The following is a 25,382-nucleotide window of genomic DNA, read 5'->3' as shown; positions in this document are numbered from 1 at the left end:
TTTTATTCCCCTTGTAGCGTCGCAATAATTTTGCGGGAACCGCCGTGAATACGATGTTCTCCCAGCCAGATACCCTGCCAGGTGCCGAGTTGTACCTGCCCCCGATGTACGGGCAGCAGCAACGACACGCCCATCAACGATGATTTGATATGCGAAGGCATGTCGTCCGGGCCTTCATAATCATGTTCCCAGGCGGCATTGTCCGGCACGGTTTTCAGAAAGTGCCTTTCCATATCCTGACGCACGGTCGGGTCACAATTTTCATTCAGGGTCAGGGAGGCGGAAGTATGCTGGAGCAGAAGATGCAGCAGTCCGGTTTGCACCTCAGAAAGCCGGAACAATTGCCCAAGAACTTCATCAGTAATGAGATGAAAACCACGGGATTTGGCTTTTAAGGTGAGGGTCTGTTGAAACCACATACATTGCTCCAGATGAATTTGCGCTCAACTAAGTGTGCGAGCAACTTGGCAAAAGGTAAAACCCGGCGGGTGAATTTTGCTGAAAAAAACGGTGACGAGCCTGCGCTTATCGCCGTGTTTCTGCTGCCTCAGAAATTAATATTCTGCGTTAACAACCACTTCTTCGCCGTATATACCTGCTTTTGGCAAAGGCTGATAGCTGGAGTTTGAAGCCCGCAGTATGCGGATACCGCGAGCGTTGACGTTCCGGACTGCGATGATGTCATTACCGCGTCGCCATAGAATATCCTGCTTTACTTGTCTTTCAGCCACTGCGTTTTGGTGACGGTGACGCCGGGATTGAGCCGTGCCGGGACGGACTCTTTGGCAACGACAGGCTGGTTTAGCGGCAGAAATAAACGGACGGCGCTCAAGGCCTGGATAACTTTACGTGGAATTTGTCATAGAAAAAGGCGATGGGTGACCATCGCCTATTGAAAGGTGGTAAATAAGCGCTTACATGACAGCGGCAAACGCCTGCGCAACGCGCTGGACGTTGTTGCTGTTCAGACCGGCAACGCACATACGGCCGCTGGCAATCAGGTAAACGCCAAACTCATCACGCAGACGGTCAACCTGCTCTGCGCTCAGGCCGGTATAGCTGAACATGCCGCGCTGTTGCAGCAGATAGTCAAAGTTACGCCCTGGCACTTCGGTCTTCAGCACGGAAACCAAAGCCTGGCGCATATCGAGGATGCGACGACGCATCGTTTCGACTTCCGCCAGCCAGTTGGCTTTAAGCTGCTCGTCATTCAGGACGGTGGCCACTACCTGCGCACCAAAGTTTGGTGGGCTGGAGTAGTTGCGGCGCACGGTAGCCTTCAACTGCCCGAGCACACGGTTTGCTTCATCTGCATCCTCACAAACCACGGACAACCCGCCGACGCGCTCACCGTACAGTGAAAAAATCTTTGAGAATGAGTTGCTGACCAGCGCCGGCAGGCCCGCGTTCGCAATAGCGCGAATCGCATAGGCATCGTCTTCCATTCCCGCGCCGAAGCCCTGATAGGCGATGTCGAGGAATGGAATCAGGTCACGCGCTTTAAGAATTTCAATAACGGCGTCCCACTGGGCGTCCGTCAGGTCCGCGCCGGTTGGGTTGTGGCAGCACGGATGCAGCAGCACAACGCTTTGCGCAGGTAAGGTGTTGAGCTTCTCAAGCAGGGCTTCGAAACGCACTCCGTTGGTTTCATCGTCAAACCACGGATAAGTATTCACGGTGAAGCCTGCGCCAGCAAAGATGGCGACGTGGTTCTCCCAGGTGGGATCGCTGACCCAAACCTGCGAATCGGGAAAATACGTTTTCAGGAAATCAGCGCCCACTTTCAGCGCGCCGGAGCCGCCCAGCGTCTGAATAGAAGCAATACGCCCTGCCAGCAATGCCGGATGCCCGGCCCCGAACAGCAAAGGTGCAATTGCGCTGCGGTAGGTATTCAGCCCTTCCATCGGCAAATAAAGAGAAGCGCCGTGCGGCTGCGCGTTCAGCCGGGCTTCGGCTTCTGCCACGGCCTGTAGCTGCGGGATTGTCCCGTCTTCGTTGTAATAGAGGCCAATGCTGAGGTTAACCTTGTCGACACGCGGGTCCACTTTGAAACGTTCCATTAAAGAAAGGATCGGGTCGCCAGCATAGGCGTCAACTTTTTGAAACACGGTGAGGTACTCCTGGTTTACAGTGTGGCGGATAACCAATGTAAACCGGAAGCCGGGAAGAAATCGAGAGGTTTGTATTTTCCCTCGCCCTGTGAGGCGAGGAAAGAAAAGGTCTAGTCCAGATACTCCATTGCTACTCTTGACGTCAGGCGCGTGATAAGTTCGTAAGCGCTCACTTTCGTGATTTCAGCAATGCGCTCGACGGGCAGGCCTGCGCCCCACATCATCACTTTATCGCCGACTTTCTCTTCCGCATCCGGGCCGAGATCGACACAAATCATGTCCATCGCTACGCGTCCAACAATCGGCACTTCGCGACCATTGACCAACACGGGCGTTCCTGACGGCGCGCTGCGTGGGTAGCCGTCGCCATAACCCATCGCCACGACGCCCAGCCGGGTATCGCGCCCGGCAACCCACGTACCGCCGTAACCCACCGGCTCGCCGGCTTTGTGGTTGCGCACCGCAATCAGGCTGGAGGTGAGCGACATCACCGGCAGGAAGCCAAAGTCCGCGCCCCACGGCTTGTGCTCAAGGGGAGATACACCGTAGAGGATAATGCCCGGACGCACCCAGTCGAAGTGCGACTGCGGCCACAGCAGGACGCCACCAGAGGCGGCGATGGATCTCTGCCCAGGTTTGCCGGCGATGAAGGTATTAAAGACAGCTAACTGTCGCGGCGTGGCGTCAGATTCTGGTTCATCGGCCCGGGCAAAATGGCTAACGATATTTACCGGCTGGCTGACATTTTTACAGCGTGTCAGGCGTTGATAAAAAGCCTCGGCTTCGTGGGGCAGCACGCCCAGACGGTGCATGCCCGTATCCAGCTTCATCCACACGGTAATCGGCTGGCTCAGGCTGGCCTGCTCAAGGGCTTCAAGCTGTTCAATGCTGTGAACAACAGTTTGTAAGTTTTGCCCGGCAATCTTTGGCAGGTCGCTGGCGTCAAAGAAGCCTTCAAGCAGAAGAATGGGGTGTGAAATGCCTCCCGCGCGCAGACGTACCGCTTCTTCGAGTCTGGCAACGCCGAAAGCATCGGCGTCAGGGAGGGCGCGGGCGGTCTCAAGCAGACCATGCCCGTAGGCGTTTGCTTTCACAATCGCCACCATGCGGCTGGCGGGGGCCAGTTCACGCAGGCGTTGCAGGTTGTGTCGCAGAGCGCGGCGGTTAATAACAACGGTTGCCGCTTGCATGTTTCTTCCTTGCTCAATGTTTACCAGAGTGGTGGATGGCGCTGCGCTTATCCACCCTACGAAAAATGTCAGGCGGGTAGGCAGCGCGCCCCCGCCGGGATAACGAGGATTTTAATCTTCGTCGTACTGCGGGCCTGCGTAGTTGTCGAACCGCGACCACTGCCCGTTAAAGGTTAAGCGCACCGTGCCGATTGGGCCGTTACGCTGCTTACCAATAATAATTTGCGCGATGCCTTTCTCGTCACTGTTGTCGTTATAAACTTCATCACGGTAGATAAACATGATTAAGTCGGCATCCTGCTCGATAGATCCAGACTCACGCAGGTCCGAGTTAACCGGGCGCTTATCGGCTCGTTGTTCCAGCGAGCGGTTAAGCTGCGAAAGCGCTACCACCGGCACCTGTAGCTCCTTGGCCAGCGCTTTGAGCGAGCGTGAAATTTCAGCGATTTCCAGCGTACGGTTATCGGAAAGCGACGGTACGCGCATCAGCTGGAGGTAATCAATCATGATCATGCTCAGACCGCCCGCCTCGCGATAGATACGGCGCGCACGGGAGCGAACCTCCGTTGGCGTCAGGCCAGAGGAGTCATCAATATACATATTGCGCTTCTCAAGCAGGATGCCCATGGTGCTCGAAATGCGCGCCCAGTCTTCGTCATCCAACTGCCCGGTACGGATTTTGGTTTGATCCACGCGCGAGAGCGACGCCAGCATACGCATCATGATCTGCTCGCCGGGCATTTCCAGGCTGAAGATAAGCACCGGTTTTTCCTGCAGCATGGCGGCGTTTTCGCACAGGTTCATCGCAAAGGTGGTTTTCCCCATCGACGGACGCGCCGCCACGATAATCAGATCCGATTTCTGCAACCCGGCGGTTTTCTTGTTCAGATCCTGATAGCCGGTGTCCACGCCCGTCACGCCGTCGTGCGGGGTCTGGTAAAGCGATTCGATACGCGACACCGTCGCTTCAAGGATTTGATCGATGCTTTTTGGACCTTCATCTTTATTAGCGCGGTTTTCGGCAATCTGGAAAACGCGTGATTCGGCGAGGTCGAGCAAATCTTCGCTGGTGCGGCCCTGCGGGTCATAACCTGCATCGGCGATTTCATTCGCCACGGCGATCATTTCACGCACTACCGCCCGTTCACGGACGATATCCGCATAAGCGCTGATATTCGCCGCACTTGGCGTATTTTTAGATAATTCAGCCAGATAAGCAAAGCCGCCTACGCTTTCGAGATTGCCTTGCAGTTCAAGGGATTCAGAGAGCGTGATGAGATCGATAGGCTTGCTCATTTCCAGCAGGCGCTGCATTTCGGTGAAGATCATGCGGTGCGGGCGGCTGAAAAAATCATTGGCAACGACGCGCTCGGAGACATTGTCCCAGCGTTCGTTGTCCAGCATTAAACCACCCAATACCGACTGCTCCGCTTCCAGAGAATGTGGCGGCATTTTCAGCCCTTCCATCTGACGGTCACGGGTTTCGTTCGGTTTGTTGAAGGGTTTATTTCCTGCCATAGTGAGGGAGTTACCTGTTTGGGAGTGACAACAAGGCAGTATACCCGAAAGCGTGTCGCGATCGCGACCAAAGGAGAAACTATGGCAACGCGTATAGAGTTTAGCCAGCACGGCGGCCCGGACGTGCTCAAAGCAGTTGAATTCACGCCGCACGATCCGGCAGCCGATGAAGTCCAGGTTGAAAATAAAGCCATTGGTATCAACTACATTGATACTTATATTCGCAGCGGATTATACCCACCGCCAATGCTGCCAAGCGGGCTGGGTACAGAAGCGGCAGGCGTTGTGAGCAAAGTCGGTAGCGATGTCACGCATTTAAAAGCGGGTGACCGGGTGGTGTATGCCCAGTCAGGGGCTGGCGCATACAGCAGCGTGCATAACGTGCCGGCTGATAAAACGGCTAAGCTCCCCGATGCCATCTCCTTTGAGCAGGCCGCCGCTTCTTTCCTGAAAGGTTTGACGGTTTACTATCTGCTGCGCAAAACCTACGAAGTGAAACCAAACGATGTCTTTTTATTCCATGCTGCGGCGGGCGGCGTGGGTCTGATTGCCTGCCAGTGGGCGAAAGCATTAGGCGCAAAACTTATCGGCACCGTTGGTTCTGCTGAAAAAGCGGAACGCGCAAAACAGGCCGGAGCCTGGCAAGTCATTAACTATCGCGAAGAAAATATTGTCGAACGCGTGAAAGAGATCACCGGCGGCAAGAAAGTCGCGGTGGTTTATGACTCGGTAGGAAAGGATACCTGGGAAGCGTCGCTTGATTGTCTGCAACGCCAGGGTTTGATGGTGAGCTTTGGCAATGCGTCCGGGCCGGTTACCGGAGTGAACCTCGGCATACTTAATCAGAAAGGTTCGCTGTATGTTACACGTCCGTCACTGAATGGTTACATTACTACCCGCGAAGAACTGGAGGAAGCCTGCAACGAACTGTTCCCGCTGATTGCCAGCGGCGTAATAAAAGTGGACGTGGCGCAGAACCAGAAATTTGCCCTGAAAGACGCGGCCCGTGCGCATGAAACTCTGGAAAGCCGTTCGACGCAAGGTTCCAGCTTGTTGATTCCATAAAAGAATTTGGGCCTCCCGAGGGAAGCCCATTCTTTTTTTGTTCGTGCTGTTTTGTAGGGTACAGCGACGATGAATTCTTTGTTGCAACGCGCTCATAGTGTCAGATTTACAAAACAATAGATACGACAGCGGCGGAAAAGCTAATCACAAAAATGTGAGGTTGTGATCAACGCCGCAATACCTTAGCGTTCCGTACGGTTATTACGTTACAAAGTTAGCGCCTGTTCGCGACCAGCGATAAAGCATGTTCCACCACTGCAATCCCCGCACCGGCTTTATGCGCATTTTCGCTTAGATAACGACGCCACTGGCGCGCGCCGGGAATGCCCTGGAACAGGCCGAGCATATGGCGCGTGATGTGGCCCAGATAAGCGCCGTTTGCCAGTTCACGCTCAATGTAAGGATACATGGCGCGCACCGCTGCTACCGTATCTACTTCCGGCAGATCGCTGCCAAAAATTTCGCGATCGACCGCTGTTAACAGGCCCGGATTCTGGTACGCCTCACGGCCGACCATTACGCCGTCCAGGTGTTCAAGGTGGGTTTTGGCCGCTTCCAGCGTCTTCACGCCGCCGTTGATGGCCATGGTGAGGTGCGGAAAATCACGCTTAAGCTGGTAAACGCGCGGATAGTCCAGCGGTGGAATTTCGCGGTTCTCTTTTGGGCTAAGGCCGGAAAGCCAGGCTTTGCGCGCATGGATGATAAACATCTCGCACTCGCCCTTTCCTGCCACTGTGCCAATGAAGTCGCACAGAAATTCGTAGCTGTCCTGCTCGTCGATACCGATACGGGTTTTGACCGTTACCGGTATGGACACCACGTCGCGCATCGCCTTGATGCAATCTGCCACACGCTGCGCGTCGGCCATCAGGCACGCGCCGAACATGCCGTTTTGCACACGGTCAGACGGGCAGCCTACGTTCAGGTTTATTTCGTCATAACCACGAGCTTCAGCCAGTTTCGCGCACTGCGCCAGCGCCTGCGGATCGCTACCGCCCAGTTGCAACGCAACAGGATGCTCTTCCTCGCTGTAAGCCAGATAGTCGCCTTTACCGTGAATAATCGCCCCGGTGGTCACCATCTCGGTGTACAGCAGGGTGTTACGCGAAAGCTGGCGCAGGAAATAGCGGCAGTGCCTGTCGGTCCAGTCGAGCATTGGCGCGATGGAGAAACGGTGCGGCTGGAAAGGAGTCGAATTGCTTTGTGGGGACATAATCACTGAACGTTTACGCAGGTTACGGTTAAAAACGGGTCGCCACTATAGCACAAAGCAGCGCCGGGACACCTGCTCGTCCCGGCACGCCTTTATCAGAAGGTGACGCTAAGCTGTGCGCCAGCCCCCCAGGTCTCGTCTTCGCCGTACAGGCCCATCAAATCAACGTGAACGCGGTTAAACGGCGCAAAGCCTACGCCGCCCGTAAAGACATTGCTGTCGTTATCTTTTACATCGGCACGGTAACCGGCACGAACGGCAAGCCAGGAGAGCGGACGAACCTCGGCACCTACGCCAACATACTGTGAGTTGTCTTCGCTTTTGAAGCCCTTGGTTTCCGTCAGGTCGGCGTCAGCGCTCAACGTCACAAGATCGTTATGCCAGGCCGCTCCCGCAGTGACCAGCGGGCTTATCTGGTAAGTATCTTTATAGCTGCGCGTCTCGCCGGTACGCCCGTTGGTAATACGGATATCTTTGGTATCGATATCACGTGACACCAGGTTCTGCCCGCTTACACCTACCGTCCAGTGCTCGCCGAAATCTGCCGCCACGCCTGCATCGATGTTAAAGCCGGTGTCATCGTTGCGATAACGACTGCTGTTCCAGTCATCGCTGTCGTAGGCATAAATCGAGGTGGTGTAATTATACAGCCAGGTTTTCTGCAGTTTCGGCGTCACGCCAACGGAAACCGGTACGTCGCCCAACATGAACTGTTTTGCCATCGCTATACCATAATCGGACACGATAGCCGCACGGCCTGATGCGGTGGAATTAAGATTGCGCGTAATAACATCGGAGCCATTTACGGCCGCATTAACGGCTACGGTTCCCGCAATGGCGTCGGAACCTTCAATGCCGCGCAGATAATCAATATCCCGCTGGTCAATTGATGAACTGACGCGCGCATGCGCGTAGGCTTTAGCGACAAACGCCAGCGACAGCACGTCGTTTGGAATGCTCACCGCGATGCCAGCGGCCGCTTTAGCGCGAGCCGTTTTGCCCCGCAGGCTTTCCAGCTCGCCCGCCAAATCACCCGCAGCCCCCTGGAACTGGTTCAGCGTACCTTCAGGATTAAGAAGAATATCCTGCAGGGTAAGGTCATCAATGACGTCTTCGTAATTATCAACCTTATCGCTGATGTCATCGATCTGGTCCTGAAGATTATCTTTATCGGTAAGTTGCGCGCTGACGGAAGGTAATATTACCGTCACCCTGTCTTCTTGTTGCGCCTTCGCCAGCAAAGCCGGGTTAATCAGCGCGCCGCTGCCGTAACTACCGGAAGCAACCCCTGTTCCACCCATCGCATCACTACGTGCTTCCGCCCATGTACCAGCCGCATGGGCCGAATTTGCCACCAACAAAGAGGCGGCGCTAAGCGCCACCAGAGTTTTAATTTTTTTCATTTACCGCTCGTCCGTCTGTTTATCATAGGTAATAACTAACCCCTGCCAGTTGAGACTTAACAGAGGCGGACTATTGCTGCGAATAACGAGCTTAAAAAAGACTATTTCACCCATCGGGCTCCCGTTTCTATCCATACGGGTTATCGTTTCAATATTTCCATGCAGTTTATTTATAGTTTACTTCACGATTTTCGGGAGGGTTGTCCATCATGAGGACCAAAAAATTGTGGGGGATGGTCTATCCAGCGATCCTTGCGTGTGGCGGCATAACCGGAGTTCATAGGGTAATAAACGCGGTTTTCCTCTTTGTTAGCCTCGCCAACTACCAGCAAACGGGCTTCATGCTCGGTATTGTTTATAAAGGTATGGCAAATCCCCGTCCCTGCGGGGAAACCCACGCTGTCTCCCGGTTCCAGTTGATAGAGATTACCGTTGATCCATACTTGTGGATGTCCCTCTATCACATAAGCAAACTCTTCTTCGCTGCTTTCGGCATGAGGCCAGGAGGTTCTTCTTCCGGGCGGCAGGCGCACGTGATGAATACCAAGCCGGGATAGACCAAGGCGACGGGCAAGGGGCGCACCAATAGCAAAGCGTTCATTGCTGTCGGGATAATGAGGTTCATCTGCACTTTCCAGTTCGCGCCAGTGACGGATACAGTCTGGTTTTTGCATAACGGCTCCGGTGGGAGAATTTTGAGGTAAGTCACTGCCAGTATGGACCAGCATTCGGCGTTTTTGCTGCTTTTATGGTAAAGTGAAGGGCTACATAATCGAGGAATGCTGATGGATACGACGAGTTCACAACACGTGTTAGCGCAGGCTGAAAAGCTTTGCGCACAGCGCAATGTGCGCCTGACGCCGCAACGTCTGGAAGTGCTGCGTCTGATGACGTTACAGACCGGCGCCATCAGCGCTTACGATTTGCTGGACTTGCTGCGCGTCAGCGAACCTCAGGCCAAACCGCCAACCGTCTACCGCGCGCTTGATTTCCTGCTGGAGCAGGGTTTTGTTCATCGCGTAGAGTCTGCCAATAGTTATGTGCTGTGCAATTTAATAGACCAGCCGACCCACTCTTCAGCCATGTTTATCTGTGAGCGTTGCGGTGTGGTAAAAGAAGAGGCTGCCCAGGGTGTGGAAGATATTATGCATAAGCTCGCTGCAAAAATGGGCTTTGCATTACGTCACAACGTTATTGAAGCGCATGGCTTATGTTCTGCCTGTTCTGAAGTAGAGGCATGCGGTCATAAAGAAGGCTGTAGCAGCCATGACCACTCGGTACAGATTAAAAAGAAGGTGCGTTAAGGTGGGACGGTACATCCCTGTACCCGGGCAGGATAGTCTTTAAGAACTAGCACAACTGAGGGTTATGCAGGCTACCAGCGGTAGTTATTACGGGTTTCCCAGTCAACAACCTCTTTCTCTGCTTCATCTTTGGATGAACCATAACGTTCCTGGATTTTACCCACTAACTGATCGCGTTTACCTTCAATGACGGTCATATCATCGTCCGTAAGCTTGCCCCATTTTTCTTTCACGTTGCCTTTGAATTGCTTCCAGTTACCGCCGATTTCGTCTTTATTCATCATAATATCCTCATCGTTCGGTGAAGAATCGCTAAAAATTAATATCGTCCCGGTGAAGCCGTCTGGCCACAACCGCTATCTGCTGGACGTGATAATAATTATAGGCAAGTATCCGGCATCAAGGCGGTAATTAAGAATATTGAACCATTCGGCCAGCAGGAGACGCGCCGGTTTGCGCCAGAATCTGACGGCAAATCAGCGCGCTGAGAGGAAGGTAAAAGCGCATCAGTAGTTGTAACTAACTATGACTTTCAGCCTGGAACCAGGTATCGTGCCGCCAGTGGCGTCGCCAGATCCAGCCCAGCGATAGCCCACGCAGGGCAAGAAACACCGCTACAGCAAGCCACAGGCCGTGATTACCAAGCCAGGGAACGCTCAGCAGCGTCAGGCCAAAGCCCGCGGCGGCAACCGCCATACTGTTACGCATCTGGGCACCGCGAGTAGCGCCTATAAACATGCCATCCAGCAGATAACACCAGACCCCCACGACCGGCAGAACCATTTGCCAGTACAGGTAGCGGTCCGCCTGCTGCTGCAATTCCGGTAGCGAAGTCAACATGGCGACGATGTTTTCGCCAAACAGGGCATACACCAGCGTAAAACTTAGCGCGACCAGGCCCGCCTGGCGGCAGGCTGCCTGCCAGACACTTAATAGCTGGCCGCCGCTGCGCGCGCCATAGGCCTGACCAGAATGCGCCTCTACCGCATAGGCAAACCCGTCCAGCGCATAGGCGGTAAAGGTTAGCAGCGTCATCAATACGGCGTTGACCGCCACCACTTCACTGCCCAGACGAGCGCCGAAAACCGTCACCGAGGCAAAGCAAAGCTGCAATAGCAACGAACGCAGCATGATATCCCGGTTTAACGCCAGCAGGCGGCGTATGTTTCCCCGCCATGCGGTTTTCAGCATTGAGAAATCGATTCCCCGCATGCCCAGCACTTTCATCACCATGAGTAAGCCGATAACAAGAGTGGCGTATTCTGCAATAACCGTTGCCAGCGCGGCGCCCTGCACATTCATGTGCAGGCCCATGACCAGCCAGATATCAAGCACAATATTCAGTACGTTGCCGACAATCAGCAGGATAACAGGGGCGCGCGCATACTGTACGCCAAGCAGCCAGCCGAGCAGCACAAGGTTGGCTAAAGAAGCGGGCGCGCTCAGCCAGCGGATTTCAAGGAAGCGCTGAGCCTGCATAAGCACCTGGTCGTTTCCGCCAACGATATTAAGCGCAAGCGTAATCAGGGGATAACGCAGCACGATGATGACAATACCGGCCGCCAGCGCCATCAGCAACGGCTGGACGAGTGCACGAGCCAGCGCCGCAGGGTTATTCGCCCCAAATGCCTGAGCCGTTAACCCCGTGGTACTCATACGTAAAAACAGAAGCAGCATGAAGAGAAAACTGGTGGCCGTTGCGCCAACGGCTACCCCGCCAAGATAAACAGGGCTATCCAGATGCCCGATGACCGCGGTGTCCACCAGCCCAAGCAGCGGAACAGTGATATTGGAGAAAATCATCGGTAATGCGAGGCGCCAGAGCGCTTTATCCGTCGACGAGAAGAAACGCATACGGGGATCCAGAGCGAATAAAAGAAGAGAATAATAGGGTGATGCGCGGCAAAAGCGCATCACAAAATGCGGGAAGCGATGGGGTTACAGCCAGTCGCCGTTGCGGATCACCCCGACGGCCAGCCCTTCGATGCTGAAATTTTGTTCGCGAAGATCGACAACGATGGGTGCAAACTCGCTGTTTTCCGGCAGCAGCTGTACGGTGTTTCCCTGCTTTTTCAGCCGTTTCACCGTAACTTCATCGTCAATGCGTGCCACAACTACCTGGCCGTTACGCACGTCTTGCGTTTTATGCACCGCCAACAGATCGCCATCGAGAATACCGATGTCTTTCATGGACATGCCGCTTACACGCAGCAGGAAATCGGCGTTCGGTTTGAACAGCGATGGGTCGACCTGGTAGTGACCTTCGATATGTTGCTGCGCCAACAGCGGTTCGCCAGCTGCCACGCGCCCTACCAGCGGAACACCGGTTTCTTCTTCAACCAGAAGCCGAATACCGCGCGAAGCGCCGGAAACAATTTCGATAACGCCTTTGCGGGCTAACGCCTTAAGGTGCTCTTCTGCCGCGTTTGGAGAACGGAACCCCAGACGTTGAGCAATCTCGGCACGCGTCGGTGGCATGCCGGTCTGGCTGATATGATCCCGAATGAGATCAAACACCTCTTGCTGCCTGGTAGTTAAAGCTTTCATTCCGCCCCCTGGGTGTTTATACAGTTATGCTGTGAGTATATACAGTCAAAGGTGAATTTGAAACCATATATTGAGTAAAAAACCAGGGTCTTATCATAATCTGGAAAGGCTCTCGCAAATTATCGCCAATGCTGCCATAGCAGCGTGACCCAGGTGAACACGGCGAGGATAATGGCAATCAGGACAGCGGCTGAACCCATATCTTTTGCCCGCCCTGAAAGCTCGTGATAATCCGTGCCGACACGGTCAACCAAAGCTTCAATGGCGCTGTTAAGTATTTCGACAATCATCACCAGCACAACGGAACCGATAAGCAAAATACGGATGATGGGATCGACGTCCAGCCAGCAGGCGACGGCGATGGCAATAACCGCGGCAACCCCTTCCTGACGGAAGGCGGCTTCGTTAATCCAGGCGGCGCGCAGGCCTTTCCAGGAATAACCGGCGGCCTTGATAATACGTGTAAATCCAGCGGTGTTATTCGCCATGTTGGGAAACCTTTTTAAAATAAAAGCGTCAATGCTTATCAATACCCTTCACTCTTCAAGTTTTAATCCGGAATCCGGTAACTTGAGCCGTGACGGGGAAAATCGCAGCGCCACAGAAATCTTATGCAGTTTCTGATATTCTTGCGGCGAATTTGCACTATTAACCTGAGGCTTTACATCGTTTATGTCAGGCTGGCCAAGAATTTACTACAAATTACTTAATTTACCATTAAGCGTTCTGGTAAAGAGCAAGTCCATACCGGCAGATCCTCAAGCCGAGCTGGGCCTGGATACCACACGCCCTATTATGTACGTTCTGCCTTATAACTCTAAGGCGGACTTGTTGACGCTACGCGCGCAATGCCTCGCACATGATTTACCCGATCCGCTCGAACCGCTGGAAATAGACGGAGCGGTTCTGCCGCGCTATGTCTTTATCCACAGCGGCCCGCGAGTCTTCACCTATTACACGCCGAAGGAAGAGTCTATTAAGCTCTTCCACGACTATCTCGATCTGCACCGCAGCAATCCGAATCTGGATGTGCAGATGGTGCCGGTATCGGTAATGTTTGGCCGCTCTCCGGGCCGCGAAAAAGGCGAAATCAATCCGCCGCTGCGTATGCTGAACGGCATACAGAAATTCTTCGCGGTATCCTGGCTTGGGCGCGATAGCTTCGTACGTTTTTCCGCGCCCGTTTCACTACGCAGAATGGCCACCGAACACGGCACCGACAAGCGCATCGCTCAGAAGCTGGCACGCGTGGCGCGAATGCACTTTGCCCGGCAGCGTCTGGCCACTATCGGGCCACGTCTGCCGGTACGCCAGGATCTGTTTAACAAGCTTCTGGCATCCAAAGCTATTGCCCGGGCCGTAGAAGACGAAGCGCGCAGCAAGAAAATCTCCCATGAAAAAGCCCAGCAGAACGCTGTGGCGCTGATGGAAGAGATTGCGGCGAACTTCTCCTACGAAGCCATCCGGCTGACAGACCGCGTGCTGGGACTGACGTGGAACCGCCTGTATCAGGGCATCAATGTCCACAACGCCGAGCGAGTGCGTCAGCTGGCTCACGACGGACATGAAATCGTTTATGTGCCCTGCCACCGCAGCCATATGGACTATATGTTGTTGTCTTACGTGCTTTATCACCAGGGGCTGGTGCCTCCGCATATCGCGGCGGGTATCAACCTGAACTTCTGGCCGGCAGGCCCGATTTTCCGTCGCCTGGGCGCGTTCTTCATCCGCCGTACCTTTAAGGGCAGCAAGCTCTACTCCACCGTGTTCCGTGAATACCTCGGCGAGCTGTTCAGCCGCGGCTATTCCGTTGAATACTTTGTGGAAGGCGGCCGTTCACGTACCGGCCGTTTGCTGGATCCGAAAACCGGCACGCTGTCGATGACCATTCAGGCTATGTTACGCGGCGGCACACGCCCGATTACGTTAGTGCCTATTTACATTGGTTACGAGCACGTGATGGAAGTGGGCACTTACGCCAAAGAGCTACGCGGCGCCACCAAAGAAAAAGAAGGTTTTATGTCGATGTTACGGGGCTTAAGCAAGCTGCGTAATCTCGGCCAGGGTTACGTTAACTTTGGCGAGCCTATGCCGCTGATGACCTTCCTTAACCAGCGTGTACCGGAGTGGCGCGACTCTATCGATCCTATCGAGGCGGTGCGCCCGGCGTGGTTAACGCCAACGGTGAACGAAATCGCCGCCGAACTGATGGTGCGTATCAACAACGCGGGGGCGGCAAATGCCATGAACCTGTGCTGTACCGCGCTGCTGGCTTCGCGTCAGCGTTCACTGACTCGTGAGCAGTTGACCGAGCAGCTCGATTGCTACCTCAGCCTGCTGCGTAACGTGCCGTATTCGCCAGATGCCACAGCACCGGAACAAAACGCAGATGCGCTTATCGAACACGCGCTGCAGATGAACAAGTTCGAGGTCGAAAAAGACACCATCGGCGATATCATCATTCTGCCGCGCGAGCAGGCCGTGCTGATGACGTACTACCGTAACAACATCATGCACATGCTGGTGTTGCCGTCGTTGCTGGCTGCGATAGTTACGCAGCACCGTCATATCGGCCGTACCGAACTGCTGCGTCAGGTAGAAGTGCTTTATCCAATGCTGAAAGCCGAGCTGTTCCTGCGCTGGGAAAAAGAAGAGCTGGTCACGGAAATCGACGCGCTGATGAATGAAATGGTGCGTCAGGGTCTGGTGACAATAAACGGCGAAGAGGTGCAGATTAACCCGGCACGCTCTCGTACCCTGCAGCTTCTGGCGGCGGGCGTGCGCGAAACGCTACAGCGTTATGCCATTACCTTCTGGCTGCTGAGCGCCAACCCATCGATCAACCGCGGCACGCTTGAACGTGAGAGCCGTACCGTGGCGCAGCGTCTTTCGATGCTGCACGGTATCAATGCGCCGGAGTTCTTCGATAAGGCTGTCTTTACCTCTCTGGTGCTGACGCTACGCGACGAAGGTTATATCAGCGATACCGGCGATGCGGAGCCGACAGAAACGATGAGGGTTTACCAGATGCTGGCCGAGCTGGTGACGTCGGATGTGCGTTTAACCATTGAAAGCGCAACGTCGCAGGTAGCGGTGGCGGAGTAACGGCAAACAGGCGGGGAAACCCGCCTGTTTTTTTGTGAACGTCAGAAGTGCATTAAGCTTAACGCCAGCCCGATAAACAGCACCAATCCAACGTAGTTGTTATTGAGGAAGGCTTTAAAGCAGGCATCGCGATCGCGACCCGCAATCAGCCACTGTTGATGGATAAACAACGCACCCGCAAGGCCAATTGACCAATAAAACGCCCCGCCCAGGCCGTTCAGCCAGCCAATCAACGCCATCAGCGCCAGCACCACAACCTGCAAAATACCGATGATCAGCTTGTCATAGCGACCAAAAAGAATGGCGGTAGATTTAATGCCGATTTTGAGGTCATCATCCCGATCAACCATCGCGTATTGTGTGTCATAGGCTACCGCCCAGCAGATATTCGCCAGGAACATTAGCCAGCAGCTGAGCGGCACGCTTTCGCTCACGGCGGCGAAGGCCATCGGAATTGACCAGCCAAACGCGGCGCCCAGCACTACCTGCGGCAAGTGCGTGTAGCGCTTCATAAACGGGTATACCCAGGCCAGCGCAAGCGCCGCCACCGACAGCAAAATCGTCATGGTGTTAAGCGTCAGCACCAGCAAAAACGAGAGCAGCACCAGGCACACAAAAAGCATGCGGGCTTCTTTCTCGCTTACCGCCCCGCTCGGCAAAGGGCGATGGGCCGTACGCTTTACGTGACCGTCGAATTTGCGGTCGGCATAATCGTTCACCACACAGCCGGCGGCGCGCATCATCCAGACGCCAGCGATAAACACCGCTAAAATCGACAGCGGCGGTACGCCGGGCGACGCCAGCCACAGGGCCCATAGCGTTGGCCAGAGCAATAACAGCGATCCAATAGGCTTATCCAGCCGCATCAGGCGCATATACGCCTGGTACTTTCCTTGTGTCAGACTCCACTCCATTATTTTTCCTCTTCGTAAAGCGGAGATGCAGGCAGAAACAGTTCGGTGAGCAGCAAAGGCTTATCGGACAGTCTCAGACGGGAACGACGCCCCCACAGCTCCGCGCTGCGGCCAATCTGAATAAAATCGCGCGTCAGAGTTGATGAACTAAAAAGATAGCGCCCAAGCGGCGTGGTTCCCAGCTTCTGTAAAGCCATTTCGGGGCCATCCAGCGTGGCTTCAGGTACCACCGTGCGCCCGACGAGCCACGGCACGCCGTCCCCACATAATAGTATTTCACGTAACCAGAAACGTTGGGCGGGAGGAAGCATTTCGGCTTCGGGCAGCTGCTCATCCGCGCTCACAAAGCCTTCGCGTATGATGTCGACCGTAACGCGCGAACAATGTTGTTCAAAACGCTTTGTCATTGAATCTTCAAGCAAAAGCCAGTCAAGGAAAGCGGCGCTTAACCCGTCAGGGACTTCAGCGAAGAAGCGCAGGGCGCGCAATTGCGATAGCGCCTCAGACATGGGGAATTCTCCGATACATAACCTGAGGTCATTGTAACGCAGAATGGGCACAACGTGGCAGGCAAAGCGCAACAATAGCGCAACATGCAGGCTATACGTAAAAAAAGGGTGCGCCACGAGGGCGCACCAATCTTACAAGCATCAGCACTGTGGGGAAATGCTTACCCCTTGCCTTTTACACTGCTGATAAAAGTTTTACGGGCGGAGGTGGAACCCAGACGCTCGGCTTCATTCAGCAGTTTCAGGGCCTTATCAACGTCCCCTTTGTTCACGGCTTGCTTGATGGCCTGGTTATAATAGCTTTCCGTGTCGTTCAGGATAGGTTCGCTCTTCGCCGCTGGCGCAGCGGTGGATGCGGCAGGAGCAGCATAAGCGGTTGCCGGTGCTGCGTAAGCGGTAGCAGGCGCGGCCGTATTACCTACGGTAACCGGATCCGGGCCGGAAGAGCCAAAGAGCGGGCCAACTAATATGCTGGAGCCTGAAGAGGTTTTTACCTTCAGTTGCAGGTTCCCGGTCGTACCATGACTCGCGATTGGATCTGGAATATCCGGGATCGCGTTACCGTTACCTTTGGCGTAGGCTTTGGCCGGATCTACCATCGTTGTGGTTTGCTTTGTATCTTTATCGGTGGTGAAGACCAGTAAATAGAGCTTCTGTTGTCCCAGCGCCGGGGTCAGTTTGAACGTCCCTTCCAGGCGGTTGTCGGCCATTACGCCCGGCTCCTGGTAGGCGAAGAAGCTGCTTGGGAAGTAGGCTGCGGGATGCAGGTTTTGATCCAGCACTAATACATTCGGCGCATAGACCGAATTATTTGCAACCCGGCTTGTGAGGGTGATCGTCAGTTCGCCGATGCTTGCCGGAACGCTATAAGCCGCTACCGGCCCGGTAATTTCACCCGCGTTCAGGGACTGTCCGCCAGTCGCAAGGTTTGTGGTATACGCTTTATTCTGGCTAACCGGCGTCCACTGTAGCTGCTGTAATGCGGATGCAGGGATTGCCGGTGCAGCGCTGAGATCCTGTGGCACGATATTTACATCAGCCAGGCTTACGGCAGGTAAGCTTGCGAGCAACCCTGCGGATAAGCAGAGCGCGAGGAGACTTTTTTTCATTTTCATTGTTATAAACCTCGAATGGGAATTCGGTGGAAGGTTAGCCAGGCAATAGCGCTTTCCACCTGAAAAAGATATTGGCATACAAGGGTAATAACGAGGGGCTCAGTGGCAAGCCCCTCATTTTTCACATCAGATTACTGCTGTATTACCACCAGATTTCCATCTGGGCACCGAAGGTAAACTCATCGTTGTCGCCGCGGCTGGTAGAGAAGTTGCCGTTACCGCTAGAGTCGGCAATCGCGAAGCGGGTAGTATCACCGTTACCGTCTTTGGCATAGCCCCATTTCTCATCCCACTTGGCGTAGGTTGCAAAGACGCGCAGTGCCGGACGGGACCAGATGCTGTCGCCTGCCTGCCATTGTTGTGCCAGGGTAATTTTGTACTGACCGTTGCGGTCGCCAGTTTCCTGGGATTTCACGTTGTCGTAGCCAACTTCCAGCAGGGTGCTCATGATTGGCGTCCATTTGAACATTGGACGCACGCCCACGGTGTACCATTCGGTACCCTGGTTATCATCCATATCCAGGTTCTGGTACATACCGACGTACATCAGATCCCAACGGTCAGCCAGAGTAACGGCACCGTGGTCGAGAACGCGGATCATGTGGCCGTCGTTGTTCACACTCCCACCCTGCGCCTGACCTTTGCCCTGCGAAGTCATGGAGTCAGTAGCGTACTGGACAACAAACTTGTTGTAGCCTTTCAGCATGCTCTGGGTGTGTTCAATAGTACCCATCCAGCCGTCTTTGGAAGCGCCAGGCTGCAGGTAGTAGTCGTCAGGAATATTGGTGTGACCGTAGTCAACGCCCAGTTCCAGAGTACCGCCCGGGTTAACTTCCAGACCGGACCAACGCACGTCGAACACGTCATTTGGCACTTTGTTGTTGTAAGTACGTTCGCCAGTCGCCGGATCACGATCGCCAAACGCTGAAGAACCGCCGGATTCAGAAGAACGGGTAGCGGCAAAAGCAAGTTTACCGGCGCCAACGTCAATGTTTTCAATACCCGCGCCAGGACCAGAAATATCCCAGTAGTAGAAGTCGATCATGTGCACGTCATGACGGCCGTAGAAACGCTTACCTGCCCAGATATTGGCGCCAGGCAACGCGTCAATCAGGTTTTTACCGACGACGTTAAACTCACGGATTGCTGGAGTATAACTATCTTCCCAGTCGTTTAACTGATCGGATTTATAGGCAATGTTGGAGTCGAAATAGAAGCTCTTATCGCCCTCTTTCCAGACTTCCTGACCTAATTTAATTTCGGCGTAAGTTTCACACTCGTTACCAAGACGGTACTTGGACTGAGCACCCGTAGCCTGGAAACATTGTTGTTCACCGCCGCTACCGGTCCAGCCGATACCAGAACGGGCATAACCGTGGAAGTCCACCGCCAGCGCCTGAACAGACATAACGCCTGCTGCTACGGCAACCGCCAGTGGAAGTTTGCGCAGAGTAATCATCATTCTATCTCCTGAGTCATTGCTTTTCTTTTTTATGGGAGTGCTTAAACGCCTGGCTCTTGATGCAACCGACGACATGCAGTGCCATCCTCACGGAACAGATGACAACGCTCTGGCGGCAGGCCAATAGCGAATGTGGCACCCTCTTTTACCAACACCACGTCGTTCTGGCGGTACACCAGGTTCTGACGAATGGCGGGGATTTGGATGTGAATCTGAGTCTCATGGCCGAGTTGTTCTACCACCTGCACTTCACCTTCGAGCGTGACGTCGGCGATATCGCTCGGCAACAAGTGTTCCGGACGGATGCCAAGCGACATGTTGGCACCCACCTGAACCTGGCTACTTTCCACCGGCAGCCATACCTGCTGGCGGTTCGGTAATTCAACCTGCACCTGATCGATTGCTGTGGCAGTCACCTTTACCGGCAGGAAGTTCATTTTTGGCGAGCCGATAAAGCCCGCAACGAAACGGTCTGCCGGATAGTGATAAAGTTCTAGCGGTTTCCCCACCTGCGCCACACGACCCGCGTCCAGCACCACAATCTTGTCGGCGAGCGTCATGGCTTCTACCTGATCGTGGGTGACGTAAATCATGGTGCGTCCAAGACGCTTGTGCAGACGGGAAATCTCGATACGCATTTGCACACGCAACGCCGCATCAAGGTTAGAAAGAGGTTCATCAAGCAAGAACACGCGTGGCTCAGCCACCAGCGTGCGGCCAATCGCCACGCGCTGACGTTGTCCGCCAGAAAGCGCTTTAGGGCGGCGGTCGAGCAGGTGCGCGAGTTGCAGAGTTTCAGAAACCTGATTGACCCGCTGGTTAATTTCGTCTTTTTTAGCGCCGGCCAGCTTCAGTCCAAAAGACATGTTTTCTGCGACCGACAGATGCGGGTAGAGCGCATACGACTGGAACACCATCCCAATGCCACGTTCAGCGGGCGGCACATCATTCATTCGCTTTTCGCCAATAAATAAATCACCGCTGGTAACGGTTTCCAGGCCAGCAATCATACGCAGTAAGGTGGATTTACCGCAGCCTGAAGGCCCGACAAAAACCACGAACTCACCTTCCTGGATATCCAGGTTGATATCTTTCGATACCACCACATCGCCCCAGGCTTTTGTGACGTTCCGCAGCTGTACGCTTGCCATGCACTACTCCCTCTATTACTACCGGTAAATCAAGATGTGTCGGACTATGAAGGATTAGTACATTGTGTAAATCCTCCACCCCCACGGTTTTTTATGGGGGAGGAGGCGGGAGGATGAGAGGAGTGTTCCTGCAACCGGTTGCAGGCGCCACGGGAGATTTTCGTGATCCTGGTTTCAAATTTCCGTGACGTTTTATGTGCGCCAGAACACATAATTGCCAGTTATGCAAAGCAGATCACAGTAAACAGGGGTGGGGCGTAGACCGAAGGAGGATGAGAAGCGCTTGCCATCTCCGCAGACTGAGCCCGTCAATTCGTTCTACCTATACCCTATAGCATTCAAGTTGCAGCCAGGCGGCCGGGAAGAGAACCTGATGAGCTTACCTAAGTAACTGATTCGGGCGAGCTTCTGTAGCCAATGCCCCTTCAGCTTGAAGAATGGCGGGTATCGCGCAAACCACCACTCAAAAGGATGGGACACATGAAAATTAAAACCGGCGCCCGCATTCTCGCCTTGTCAGCTTTGACAACGATGATGTTTTCCGCCTCTGCACTGGCAAAAATCGAAGAAGGTAAACTGGTCATCTGGATTAACGGCGACAAAGGCTACAACGGCCTTGCTGAAGTCGGTAAGAAATTTGAGAAGGACACCGGGATCGCTGTGACCATCGAGCACCCGGACAAGCTGGAAGAGAAATTCCCGCAGGTCGCGGCAACGGGCGATGGTCCGGACATTATTTTCTGGGCTCATGACCGTTTTGGTGGTTACGCGCAATCAGGTCTGCTGGCTGAAATCACGCCGGATAAAGCTTTCCAGGACAAACTGTATCCGTTTACCTGGGACGCGGTTCGCTATAACGGCAAGCTGATTGCTTATCCGGTCGCGGTTGAAGCGCTCTCCCTGATTTACAACAAAGATCTGGTGCCAAACCCACCGAAAACCTGGGAAGAAATCCCGGCGCTGGATAAAGAGCTGAAGGCGAAAGGTAAGAGCGCGTTGATGTTCAACCTGCAAGAACCTTACTTCACCTGGCCGCTTATCGCCGCTGACGGTGGCTATGCGTTCAAACTCGAAAACGGCAAATACGATGTAAAAGATGTGGGCGTCGACAGCGCGGGGGCAAAAGCGGGCCTGAACTTCCTGGTTGATCTCATCAAAAATAAACACATGAATGCCGATACCGATTATTCCATCGCCGAAGCCGCCTTTAATAAAGGTGAAACTGCGATGACCATTAATGGTCCATGGGCGTGGTCCAATATTGATAAGAGCAAGATCAATTACGGCGTATCGCTGCTGCCAACCTTTAAAGGTAAGCCTTCTAAACCATTCGTTGGCGTGCTGAGTGCCGGTATTAACGCCGCCAGCCCGAACAAAGAGCTGGCTAAAGAGTTCCTGGAAAACTACCTGATGACCGATCAGGGCCTGGCTGAAGTGAATAAAGACAAGCCGTTGGGTGCCGTTGCGCTGAAATCTTATCAGGAGCAACTGGCGAAAGATCCACGTATTGCCGCCACCATGGCCAACGCCCAGAAAGGCGAAATCATGCCTAACGTTCCGCAGATGGCTGCCTTCTGGTATGCCGTTCGTACCGCAGTTATCAACGCAGTAAGCGGTCGTCAGACCGTTGATGCCGCGATGAAAGATGCTCAGGGCCGTATCACCAAGTAAGTAATTCCCCCTTACCCCGGCCCTCTCCCCAGAGGGGCGCGGGTGAAATTTAAACTCGATCTGTCCCCTCTCCCTTCAGGGGAGAGGGTTAGGGTGAGGGTGGTTTCAGATGATGAGTTGTAGAGGAAGACCCCATGGATGTAGTTAAAAAGAGCCACTGGTGGCAAAACGACGCGTTGAAATGGTCAACGGTCGGGCTGGCAGGCGTACTGGTTGGCTATCTTGTTGTTTTAATGTACGCCCAGGGGGAGTACCTTTTTGCCATTATGACGCTGATTTTAAGCTCTATTGGCTTATACATTTATGCGAATCGCAAGGCTTATGCCTGGCGTTATGTTTATCCGGGGCTTGCCGGGATGGGGCTGTTTGTTCTGTTTCCGCTGGTCTGTACCATCGCTATCGCTTTTACCAACTACAGCAGCACCAATCAGCTCACGCAGGAACGTACGCAACAGGTGCTGATGGACCGTCAGTATCAGGCAGGTAAGACTTTTAACTTCGGTCTCTATCCGGCGGAAGACGAATGGCGGCTGGCCCTCACCGACGCCGAAAGCGGCAAGAATTTTATTTCCGATAGCTTCAAATTTGGCGGCGAGCAGCATCTGAAGCTCAAAGAAGCCGATGCGCTGCCCGGCGGCGAAAAAGCCAACCTGCGTATCATTACGCAAAATCGCCAGGCGCTGACGCAGATCACCGCTGAAATGCCGGATGCCAGCACGCTGGTCATGAGTTCCCTGCGCCAGTTTTCCGGTACCCGCCCGCTCTATACGCAGGGTGAAAACGGCGAGCTGACTAATAACCAAAGCGGCGTGAAGTACCGCCCGAACAACGATATCGGTTTTTACCAGTCCGTTAACGCCGACGGCAACTGGGGTAACGAGCAGCTAAGCCCCGGCTATACCGTCACTATCGGCTGGAAAAACTTCCTGCGCGTGTTCCACGATGAAGGCATTCAGAAGCCGTTCCTCGCTATTTTCGTCTGGACAATCATCTTCTCATTGTTAACGGTTGTGCTAACCGTAGCGGTGGGCATGGTACTGGCTTGTCTGGTGCAGTGGGAATCGCTGAAGGGCAAAGCGGTTTATCGCGTGCTGTTGATTCTGCCTTACGCGGTGCCATCGTTTATTTCTATTCTGATTTTCAAGGGGTTGTTCAACCAGAGCTTCGGTGAAATCAACATGATGCTCAGCGCGCTGTTCGGCGTCAAACCCGCCTGGTTCAGCGACCCGACTACCGCGCGTTCGATGGTCATTATCGTCAACACCTGGCTGGGCTATCCGTACATGATGATCCTGTGCATGGGCCTGCTTAAAGCGATTCCGGATGACCTTTACGAAGCCTCGGCAATGGATGGCGCAGGTCCGTTCCAGAATTTCTTTAAAATCACGCTGCCGCTGCTGATCAAGCCGCTGACGCCGCTGATGATTGCAAGCTTCGCCTTTAATTTTAACAACTTCGTATTGATTCAATTGTTAACCAACGGCGGCCCGGACAGGCTCGGCACCACGACGCCTGCCGGTTATACGGACTTGCTGGTGAGCTATACCTACCGCATCGCCTTTGAAGGCGGCGGCGGACAGGACTTCGGCTTAGCTGCGGCTATTGCGACGCTTATCTTCCTGCTGGTCGGTGCGCTTGCGATTGTTAACCTGAAAGCCACCCGCATGAAGTTTGATTAAGGAGCGACACTCATGGCCATGGTTCAACCCAAATCACAAAAGCTGCGTTTGTTCATCACGCATCTGCTGTTACTGCTGTTTATCGCGGCGATCATGTTTCCGCTGCTGATGGTTATCGCCATTTCACTGCGTCCGGGTAACTTTGCGACCGGCAGCATTATTCCCGACCAGGTTTCCTGGGAACACTGGAAGCTGGCGTTAGGATTTAGCGTCGAGCACGCCGACGGACGCGTTACGCCGCCGCCGTTCCCGGTCATGCTGTGGCTATGGAACTCAATCAAAATTGCGGTGATTACGGCGGTTGGCATCGTCGCGCTTTCCACCACCTGCGCCTACGCCTTTGCCCGTATGCGCTTCCCGGGCAAAGCTACGCTGCTCAAAGGGATGCTGATTTTCCAGATGTTCCCGGCGGTGCTGTCTCTGGTTGCGTTGTACGCGTTGTTTGACCGTCTCGGCCAGTACATTCCGTTTATTGGTTTAAATACGCATGGCGGGGTGATCTTCGCCTATCTTGGCGGCATCGCCCTGCACGTCTGGACGATTAAGGGCTATTTCGAAACCATCGACGGCTCCCTTGAAGAAGCGGCAGCGCTGGATGGCGCAACGCCGTGGCAGGCCTTCCGTCTGGTGCTGCTGCCGCTCTCGGTACCGATTCTGGCGGTGGTCTTTATTCTGTCGTTCATCGCCGCGATTACCGAAGTGCCGGTGGCTTCATTGTTATTGCGTGATGTAAACAGCTACACCTTGGCAGTAGGTATGCAGCAATACCTCAACCCGCAAAACTACCTGTGGGGCGACTTTGCTGCGGCAGCAGTACTGTCCGCTATTCCGATTACCTTGGTGTTCCTGCTGGCGCAGCGCTGGCTGGTAGGCGGCCTGACCGCTGGCGGAGTAAAAGGTTAAATTTTCTGTACGTCGTTGCTTTATATTTTAAATGCCACTGTAACCCTCAATTTGTCCTCGTATCATTTCTGGCGGCCCACGGGCCGCCCTTTTTTATTCCCGCTTCAGTCGGCTGCTGTTGCACAGCCACAGCGTGATGACCAGCAGCAAAATCGCCCCGGAATAGATCAGCACGTCCAGCGGCTGTTTGTGGTCGATGATAATCAACCGGACGATGGCGGTAATGCCGATATAGATGAAGTAGCGCAGCGGGAAGTGGTAACCAGACTGGAAATATTTAACGATCAGGGCAATAAATTCGAAGTAGAGAAAGTAGACCACCAGCCCTTCGATAAACAGATATTTGCTGGCCTGTTCGCTGGGGGTAAACAGCACGTTGGCAAGGTGGAGGGTTTCTTTACCGAGGAAGATGATAAGGATCAGGCCAAGCGTCAGCAGGCCCAGATTCAGTACCGTTTGTAAGACGGTGGAGATCAGCTCAACGCGGGCGATAGTCGTCATAACAGCACCTTCAGGTTGGGG

At 54.1% G+C, this 25,382-nt stretch carries 23 protein-coding genes and 1 pseudogene; 6 read left to right on the top strand and 18 right to left on the bottom strand.

Annotated elements, in window-relative coordinates:
* Positions 1-2: 2 nt before the first annotated feature.
* The 5 genes and pseudogenes from E2L00_RS18725 to dnaB form a co-directional block, all read right to left on the bottom strand.
* Positions 3-419, bottom strand: a complete 417-nt coding sequence (locus E2L00_RS18725; RefSeq protein ID WP_167614396.1) for a secondary thiamine-phosphate synthase enzyme YjbQ — start codon at positions 417-419, stop codon at positions 3-5.
* A 135-nt stretch (positions 420-554) separates the two neighbouring features.
* A pseudogene (aphA, locus tag E2L00_RS18720) lies at positions 555-742 on the bottom strand (acid phosphatase AphA); the annotation flags it as partial.
* Between the two features lie 172 nt (positions 743-914).
* Entirely contained in the window at positions 915-2,108 is a 1,194-nt protein-coding gene (gene tyrB, locus E2L00_RS18715) for an aromatic amino acid transaminase (protein ID WP_167614395.1), read from the bottom strand.
* 113 nt (positions 2,109-2,221) lie between these two features.
* Positions 2,222-3,301 (bottom strand): alanine racemase, encoded by a 1,080-nt coding sequence (gene alr / locus E2L00_RS18710; RefSeq protein WP_167614393.1) that lies wholly within the window; start codon positions 3,299-3,301, stop codon positions 2,222-2,224.
* A 111-nt stretch (positions 3,302-3,412) separates the two neighbouring features.
* Entirely contained in the window at positions 3,413-4,819 is a 1,407-nt protein-coding gene (gene dnaB, locus E2L00_RS18705) for a replicative DNA helicase (protein ID WP_167614391.1), read from the bottom strand.
* A gap of 81 nt (positions 4,820-4,900) precedes the next feature.
* On the opposite strand from dnaB, the gene E2L00_RS18700 reads away from it, so the two are divergent.
* Complete coding sequence (locus E2L00_RS18700) at positions 4,901-5,884, top strand: quinone oxidoreductase (RefSeq protein ID WP_167614389.1); 984 nt, start codon at positions 4,901-4,903, stop codon at positions 5,882-5,884.
* 214 nt (positions 5,885-6,098) lie between these two features.
* Here E2L00_RS18700 and dusA read toward each other — a convergent pair whose 3' ends face one another.
* From dusA to E2L00_RS18685, 3 genes are all read right to left on the bottom strand, one after another.
* Complete coding sequence (dusA, locus tag E2L00_RS18695; protein ID WP_167614387.1) at positions 6,099-7,097, bottom strand: tRNA dihydrouridine(20/20a) synthase DusA; 999 nt, start codon at positions 7,095-7,097, stop codon at positions 6,099-6,101.
* 95 nt (positions 7,098-7,192) lie between these two features.
* Positions 7,193-8,500, bottom strand: a complete 1,308-nt coding sequence (locus tag E2L00_RS18690) for a conjugal transfer protein TraF (protein ID WP_167614385.1) — start codon at positions 8,498-8,500, stop codon at positions 7,193-7,195.
* A 182-nt stretch (positions 8,501-8,682) separates the two neighbouring features.
* Positions 8,683-9,174 (bottom strand): cupin domain-containing protein, encoded by a 492-nt coding sequence (locus E2L00_RS18685; RefSeq protein WP_167614383.1) that lies wholly within the window; start codon positions 9,172-9,174, stop codon positions 8,683-8,685.
* Between the two features lie 111 nt (positions 9,175-9,285).
* On the opposite strand from E2L00_RS18685, the gene zur reads away from it, so the two are divergent.
* Positions 9,286-9,804, top strand: coding sequence for a zinc uptake transcriptional repressor Zur (zur, locus tag E2L00_RS18680; RefSeq protein ID WP_167614381.1), 519 nt, complete (start codon positions 9,286-9,288; stop codon positions 9,802-9,804).
* A 71-nt stretch (positions 9,805-9,875) separates the two neighbouring features.
* On the opposite strand, the gene E2L00_RS18675 is transcribed toward zur, so the two are convergent.
* From E2L00_RS18675 to E2L00_RS18660, 4 genes are all read right to left on the bottom strand, one after another.
* A complete protein-coding gene (locus E2L00_RS18675; RefSeq protein WP_167614522.1) occupies positions 9,876-10,085 on the bottom strand; it encodes a CsbD family protein in 210 nt (69 codons plus the stop codon).
* A gap of 238 nt (positions 10,086-10,323) precedes the next feature.
* Positions 10,324-11,658, bottom strand: coding sequence for an MATE family efflux transporter DinF (gene dinF / locus E2L00_RS18670; RefSeq protein ID WP_167614379.1), 1,335 nt, complete (start codon positions 11,656-11,658; stop codon positions 10,324-10,326).
* A gap of 84 nt (positions 11,659-11,742) precedes the next feature.
* Positions 11,743-12,351 (bottom strand): transcriptional repressor LexA, encoded by a 609-nt coding sequence (lexA, locus tag E2L00_RS18665; RefSeq protein ID WP_167614377.1) that lies wholly within the window; start codon positions 12,349-12,351, stop codon positions 11,743-11,745.
* A 119-nt stretch (positions 12,352-12,470) separates the two neighbouring features.
* Entirely contained in the window at positions 12,471-12,839 is a 369-nt protein-coding gene (locus tag E2L00_RS18660; RefSeq protein ID WP_167614375.1) for a diacylglycerol kinase, read from the bottom strand.
* 184 nt (positions 12,840-13,023) lie between these two features.
* On the opposite strand from E2L00_RS18660, the gene plsB reads away from it, so the two are divergent.
* The gene (gene plsB, locus E2L00_RS18655) at positions 13,024-15,456 is read left to right on the top strand and encodes a glycerol-3-phosphate 1-O-acyltransferase PlsB (RefSeq protein ID WP_167614373.1); all 2,433 of its coding nucleotides are present in this window, start codon (positions 13,024-13,026) and stop codon (positions 15,454-15,456) included.
* A 41-nt stretch (positions 15,457-15,497) separates the two neighbouring features.
* On the opposite strand, the gene ubiA is transcribed toward plsB, so the two are convergent.
* From ubiA to malK, 5 genes are all read right to left on the bottom strand, one after another.
* Positions 15,498-16,370: a 4-hydroxybenzoate octaprenyltransferase gene (gene ubiA / locus E2L00_RS18650; RefSeq protein ID WP_167614371.1), complete on the bottom strand. Its 873-nt coding sequence runs from the start codon at positions 16,368-16,370 to the stop codon at positions 15,498-15,500.
* Positions 16,370-16,879 (bottom strand): chorismate lyase, encoded by a 510-nt coding sequence (gene ubiC / locus E2L00_RS18645; RefSeq protein ID WP_167614369.1) that lies wholly within the window; start codon positions 16,877-16,879, stop codon positions 16,370-16,372. Before ubiC ends, ubiA begins: the two co-directional genes overlap by 1 nt.
* A gap of 161 nt (positions 16,880-17,040) precedes the next feature.
* Positions 17,041-17,994, bottom strand: coding sequence for a maltose operon protein MalM (malM, locus tag E2L00_RS18640; RefSeq protein ID WP_167614367.1), 954 nt, complete (start codon positions 17,992-17,994; stop codon positions 17,041-17,043).
* 142 nt (positions 17,995-18,136) lie between these two features.
* On the bottom strand, positions 18,137-19,456 hold the full coding sequence (locus tag E2L00_RS18635; protein ID WP_167614365.1) for a maltoporin: 1,320 nt from the start codon (positions 19,454-19,456) through the stop codon (positions 18,137-18,139).
* 41 nt (positions 19,457-19,497) lie between these two features.
* The gene (gene malK, locus E2L00_RS18630; protein ID WP_167614363.1) at positions 19,498-20,607 is read right to left on the bottom strand and encodes a maltose/maltodextrin ABC transporter ATP-binding protein MalK; all 1,110 of its coding nucleotides are present in this window, start codon (positions 20,605-20,607) and stop codon (positions 19,498-19,500) included.
* 480 nt (positions 20,608-21,087) lie between these two features.
* On the opposite strand from malK, the gene malE reads away from it, so the two are divergent.
* The 3 genes from malE (at position 21,088) to malG (ending at position 24,860) form a co-directional block, all read left to right on the top strand.
* Positions 21,088-22,278 (top strand): maltose/maltodextrin ABC transporter substrate-binding protein MalE, encoded by a 1,191-nt coding sequence (malE, locus tag E2L00_RS18625; RefSeq protein ID WP_167614361.1) that lies wholly within the window; start codon positions 21,088-21,090, stop codon positions 22,276-22,278.
* Positions 22,279-22,412: 134 nt separating this feature from the next.
* Complete coding sequence (gene malF / locus E2L00_RS18620) at positions 22,413-23,957, top strand: maltose ABC transporter permease MalF (RefSeq protein WP_167614359.1); 1,545 nt, start codon at positions 22,413-22,415, stop codon at positions 23,955-23,957.
* A 12-nt stretch (positions 23,958-23,969) separates the two neighbouring features.
* A complete protein-coding gene (gene malG, locus E2L00_RS18615; RefSeq protein ID WP_167614357.1) occupies positions 23,970-24,860 on the top strand; it encodes a maltose ABC transporter permease MalG in 891 nt (296 codons plus the stop codon).
* Positions 24,861-24,953: 93 nt separating this feature from the next.
* Here the strand turns inward: malG and psiE are convergent, their stop codons facing one another.
* Complete coding sequence (psiE, locus tag E2L00_RS18610; RefSeq protein ID WP_167614355.1) at positions 24,954-25,361, bottom strand: phosphate-starvation-inducible protein PsiE; 408 nt, start codon at positions 25,359-25,361, stop codon at positions 24,954-24,956.
* Positions 25,362-25,382: the final 21 nt, after the last annotated feature.

It is taken from the genome of Cedecea colo, from assembly GCF_011808225.1.
GTDB classification, from domain to species: Bacteria; Pseudomonadota; Gammaproteobacteria; order Enterobacterales; family Enterobacteriaceae; genus Dryocola; species Dryocola colo.
Note: the sequence above shows the minus strand (reverse complement) of the source record. Positions and strands in the feature narration are given on the sequence as shown.

Bases quoted from the DNA above. Each gene is read 5' to 3' on its own strand.
- E2L00_RS18700 (WP_167614389.1), top strand. From the start codon at position 4,901: ATGGCAACGCGTATAGAGTTTAGCCAGCACGGCGGCCCGGACGTGCTC.
- E2L00_RS18725 (WP_167614396.1), bottom strand. From the start codon at position 419: ATGTGGTTTCAACAGACCCTCACCTTAAAAGCCAAATCCCGTGGTTTT.
- E2L00_RS18635 (WP_167614365.1), bottom strand. From the start codon at position 19,456: ATGATGATTACTCTGCGCAAACTTCCACTGGCGGTTGCCGTAGCAGCA.
- dusA (WP_167614387.1), bottom strand. From the start codon at position 7,097: ATGTCCCCACAAAGCAATTCGACTCCTTTCCAGCCGCACCGTTTCTCC.
- alr (WP_167614393.1), bottom strand. From the start codon at position 3,301: ATGCAAGCGGCAACCGTTGTTATTAACCGCCGCGCTCTGCGACACAAC.
- lexA (WP_167614377.1), bottom strand. From the start codon at position 12,351: ATGAAAGCTTTAACTACCAGGCAGCAAGAGGTGTTTGATCTCATTCGG.
- malF (WP_167614359.1), top strand. From the start codon at position 22,413: ATGGATGTAGTTAAAAAGAGCCACTGGTGGCAAAACGACGCGTTGAAA.
- E2L00_RS18690 (WP_167614385.1), bottom strand. From the start codon at position 8,500: ATGAAAAAAATTAAAACTCTGGTGGCGCTTAGCGCCGCCTCTTTGTTG.
- ubiA (WP_167614371.1), bottom strand. From the start codon at position 16,370: ATGGAGTGGAGTCTGACACAAGGAAAGTACCAGGCGTATATGCGCCTG.
- E2L00_RS18685 (WP_167614383.1), bottom strand. From the start codon at position 9,174: ATGCAAAAACCAGACTGTATCCGTCACTGGCGCGAACTGGAAAGTGCA.
- E2L00_RS18675 (WP_167614522.1), bottom strand. From the start codon at position 10,085: ATGAATAAAGACGAAATCGGCGGTAACTGGAAGCAATTCAAAGGCAAC.
- malK (WP_167614363.1), bottom strand. From the start codon at position 20,607: ATGGCAAGCGTACAGCTGCGGAACGTCACAAAAGCCTGGGGCGATGTG.
- malM (WP_167614367.1), bottom strand. From the start codon at position 17,994: ATGAAAATGAAAAAAAGTCTCCTCGCGCTCTGCTTATCCGCAGGGTTG.
- plsB (WP_167614373.1), top strand. From the start codon at position 13,024: ATGTCAGGCTGGCCAAGAATTTACTACAAATTACTTAATTTACCATTA.
- E2L00_RS18660 (WP_167614375.1), bottom strand. From the start codon at position 12,839: ATGGCGAATAACACCGCTGGATTTACACGTATTATCAAGGCCGCCGGT.
- malG (WP_167614357.1), top strand. From the start codon at position 23,970: ATGGCCATGGTTCAACCCAAATCACAAAAGCTGCGTTTGTTCATCACG.
- dinF (WP_167614379.1), bottom strand. From the start codon at position 11,658: ATGCGTTTCTTCTCGTCGACGGATAAAGCGCTCTGGCGCCTCGCATTA.
- malE (WP_167614361.1), top strand. From the start codon at position 21,088: ATGAAAATTAAAACCGGCGCCCGCATTCTCGCCTTGTCAGCTTTGACA.
- dnaB (WP_167614391.1), bottom strand. From the start codon at position 4,819: ATGGCAGGAAATAAACCCTTCAACAAACCGAACGAAACCCGTGACCGT.
- psiE (WP_167614355.1), bottom strand. From the start codon at position 25,361: ATGACGACTATCGCCCGCGTTGAGCTGATCTCCACCGTCTTACAAACG.
- zur (WP_167614381.1), top strand. From the start codon at position 9,286: ATGGATACGACGAGTTCACAACACGTGTTAGCGCAGGCTGAAAAGCTT.
- ubiC (WP_167614369.1), bottom strand. From the start codon at position 16,879: ATGTCTGAGGCGCTATCGCAATTGCGCGCCCTGCGCTTCTTCGCTGAA.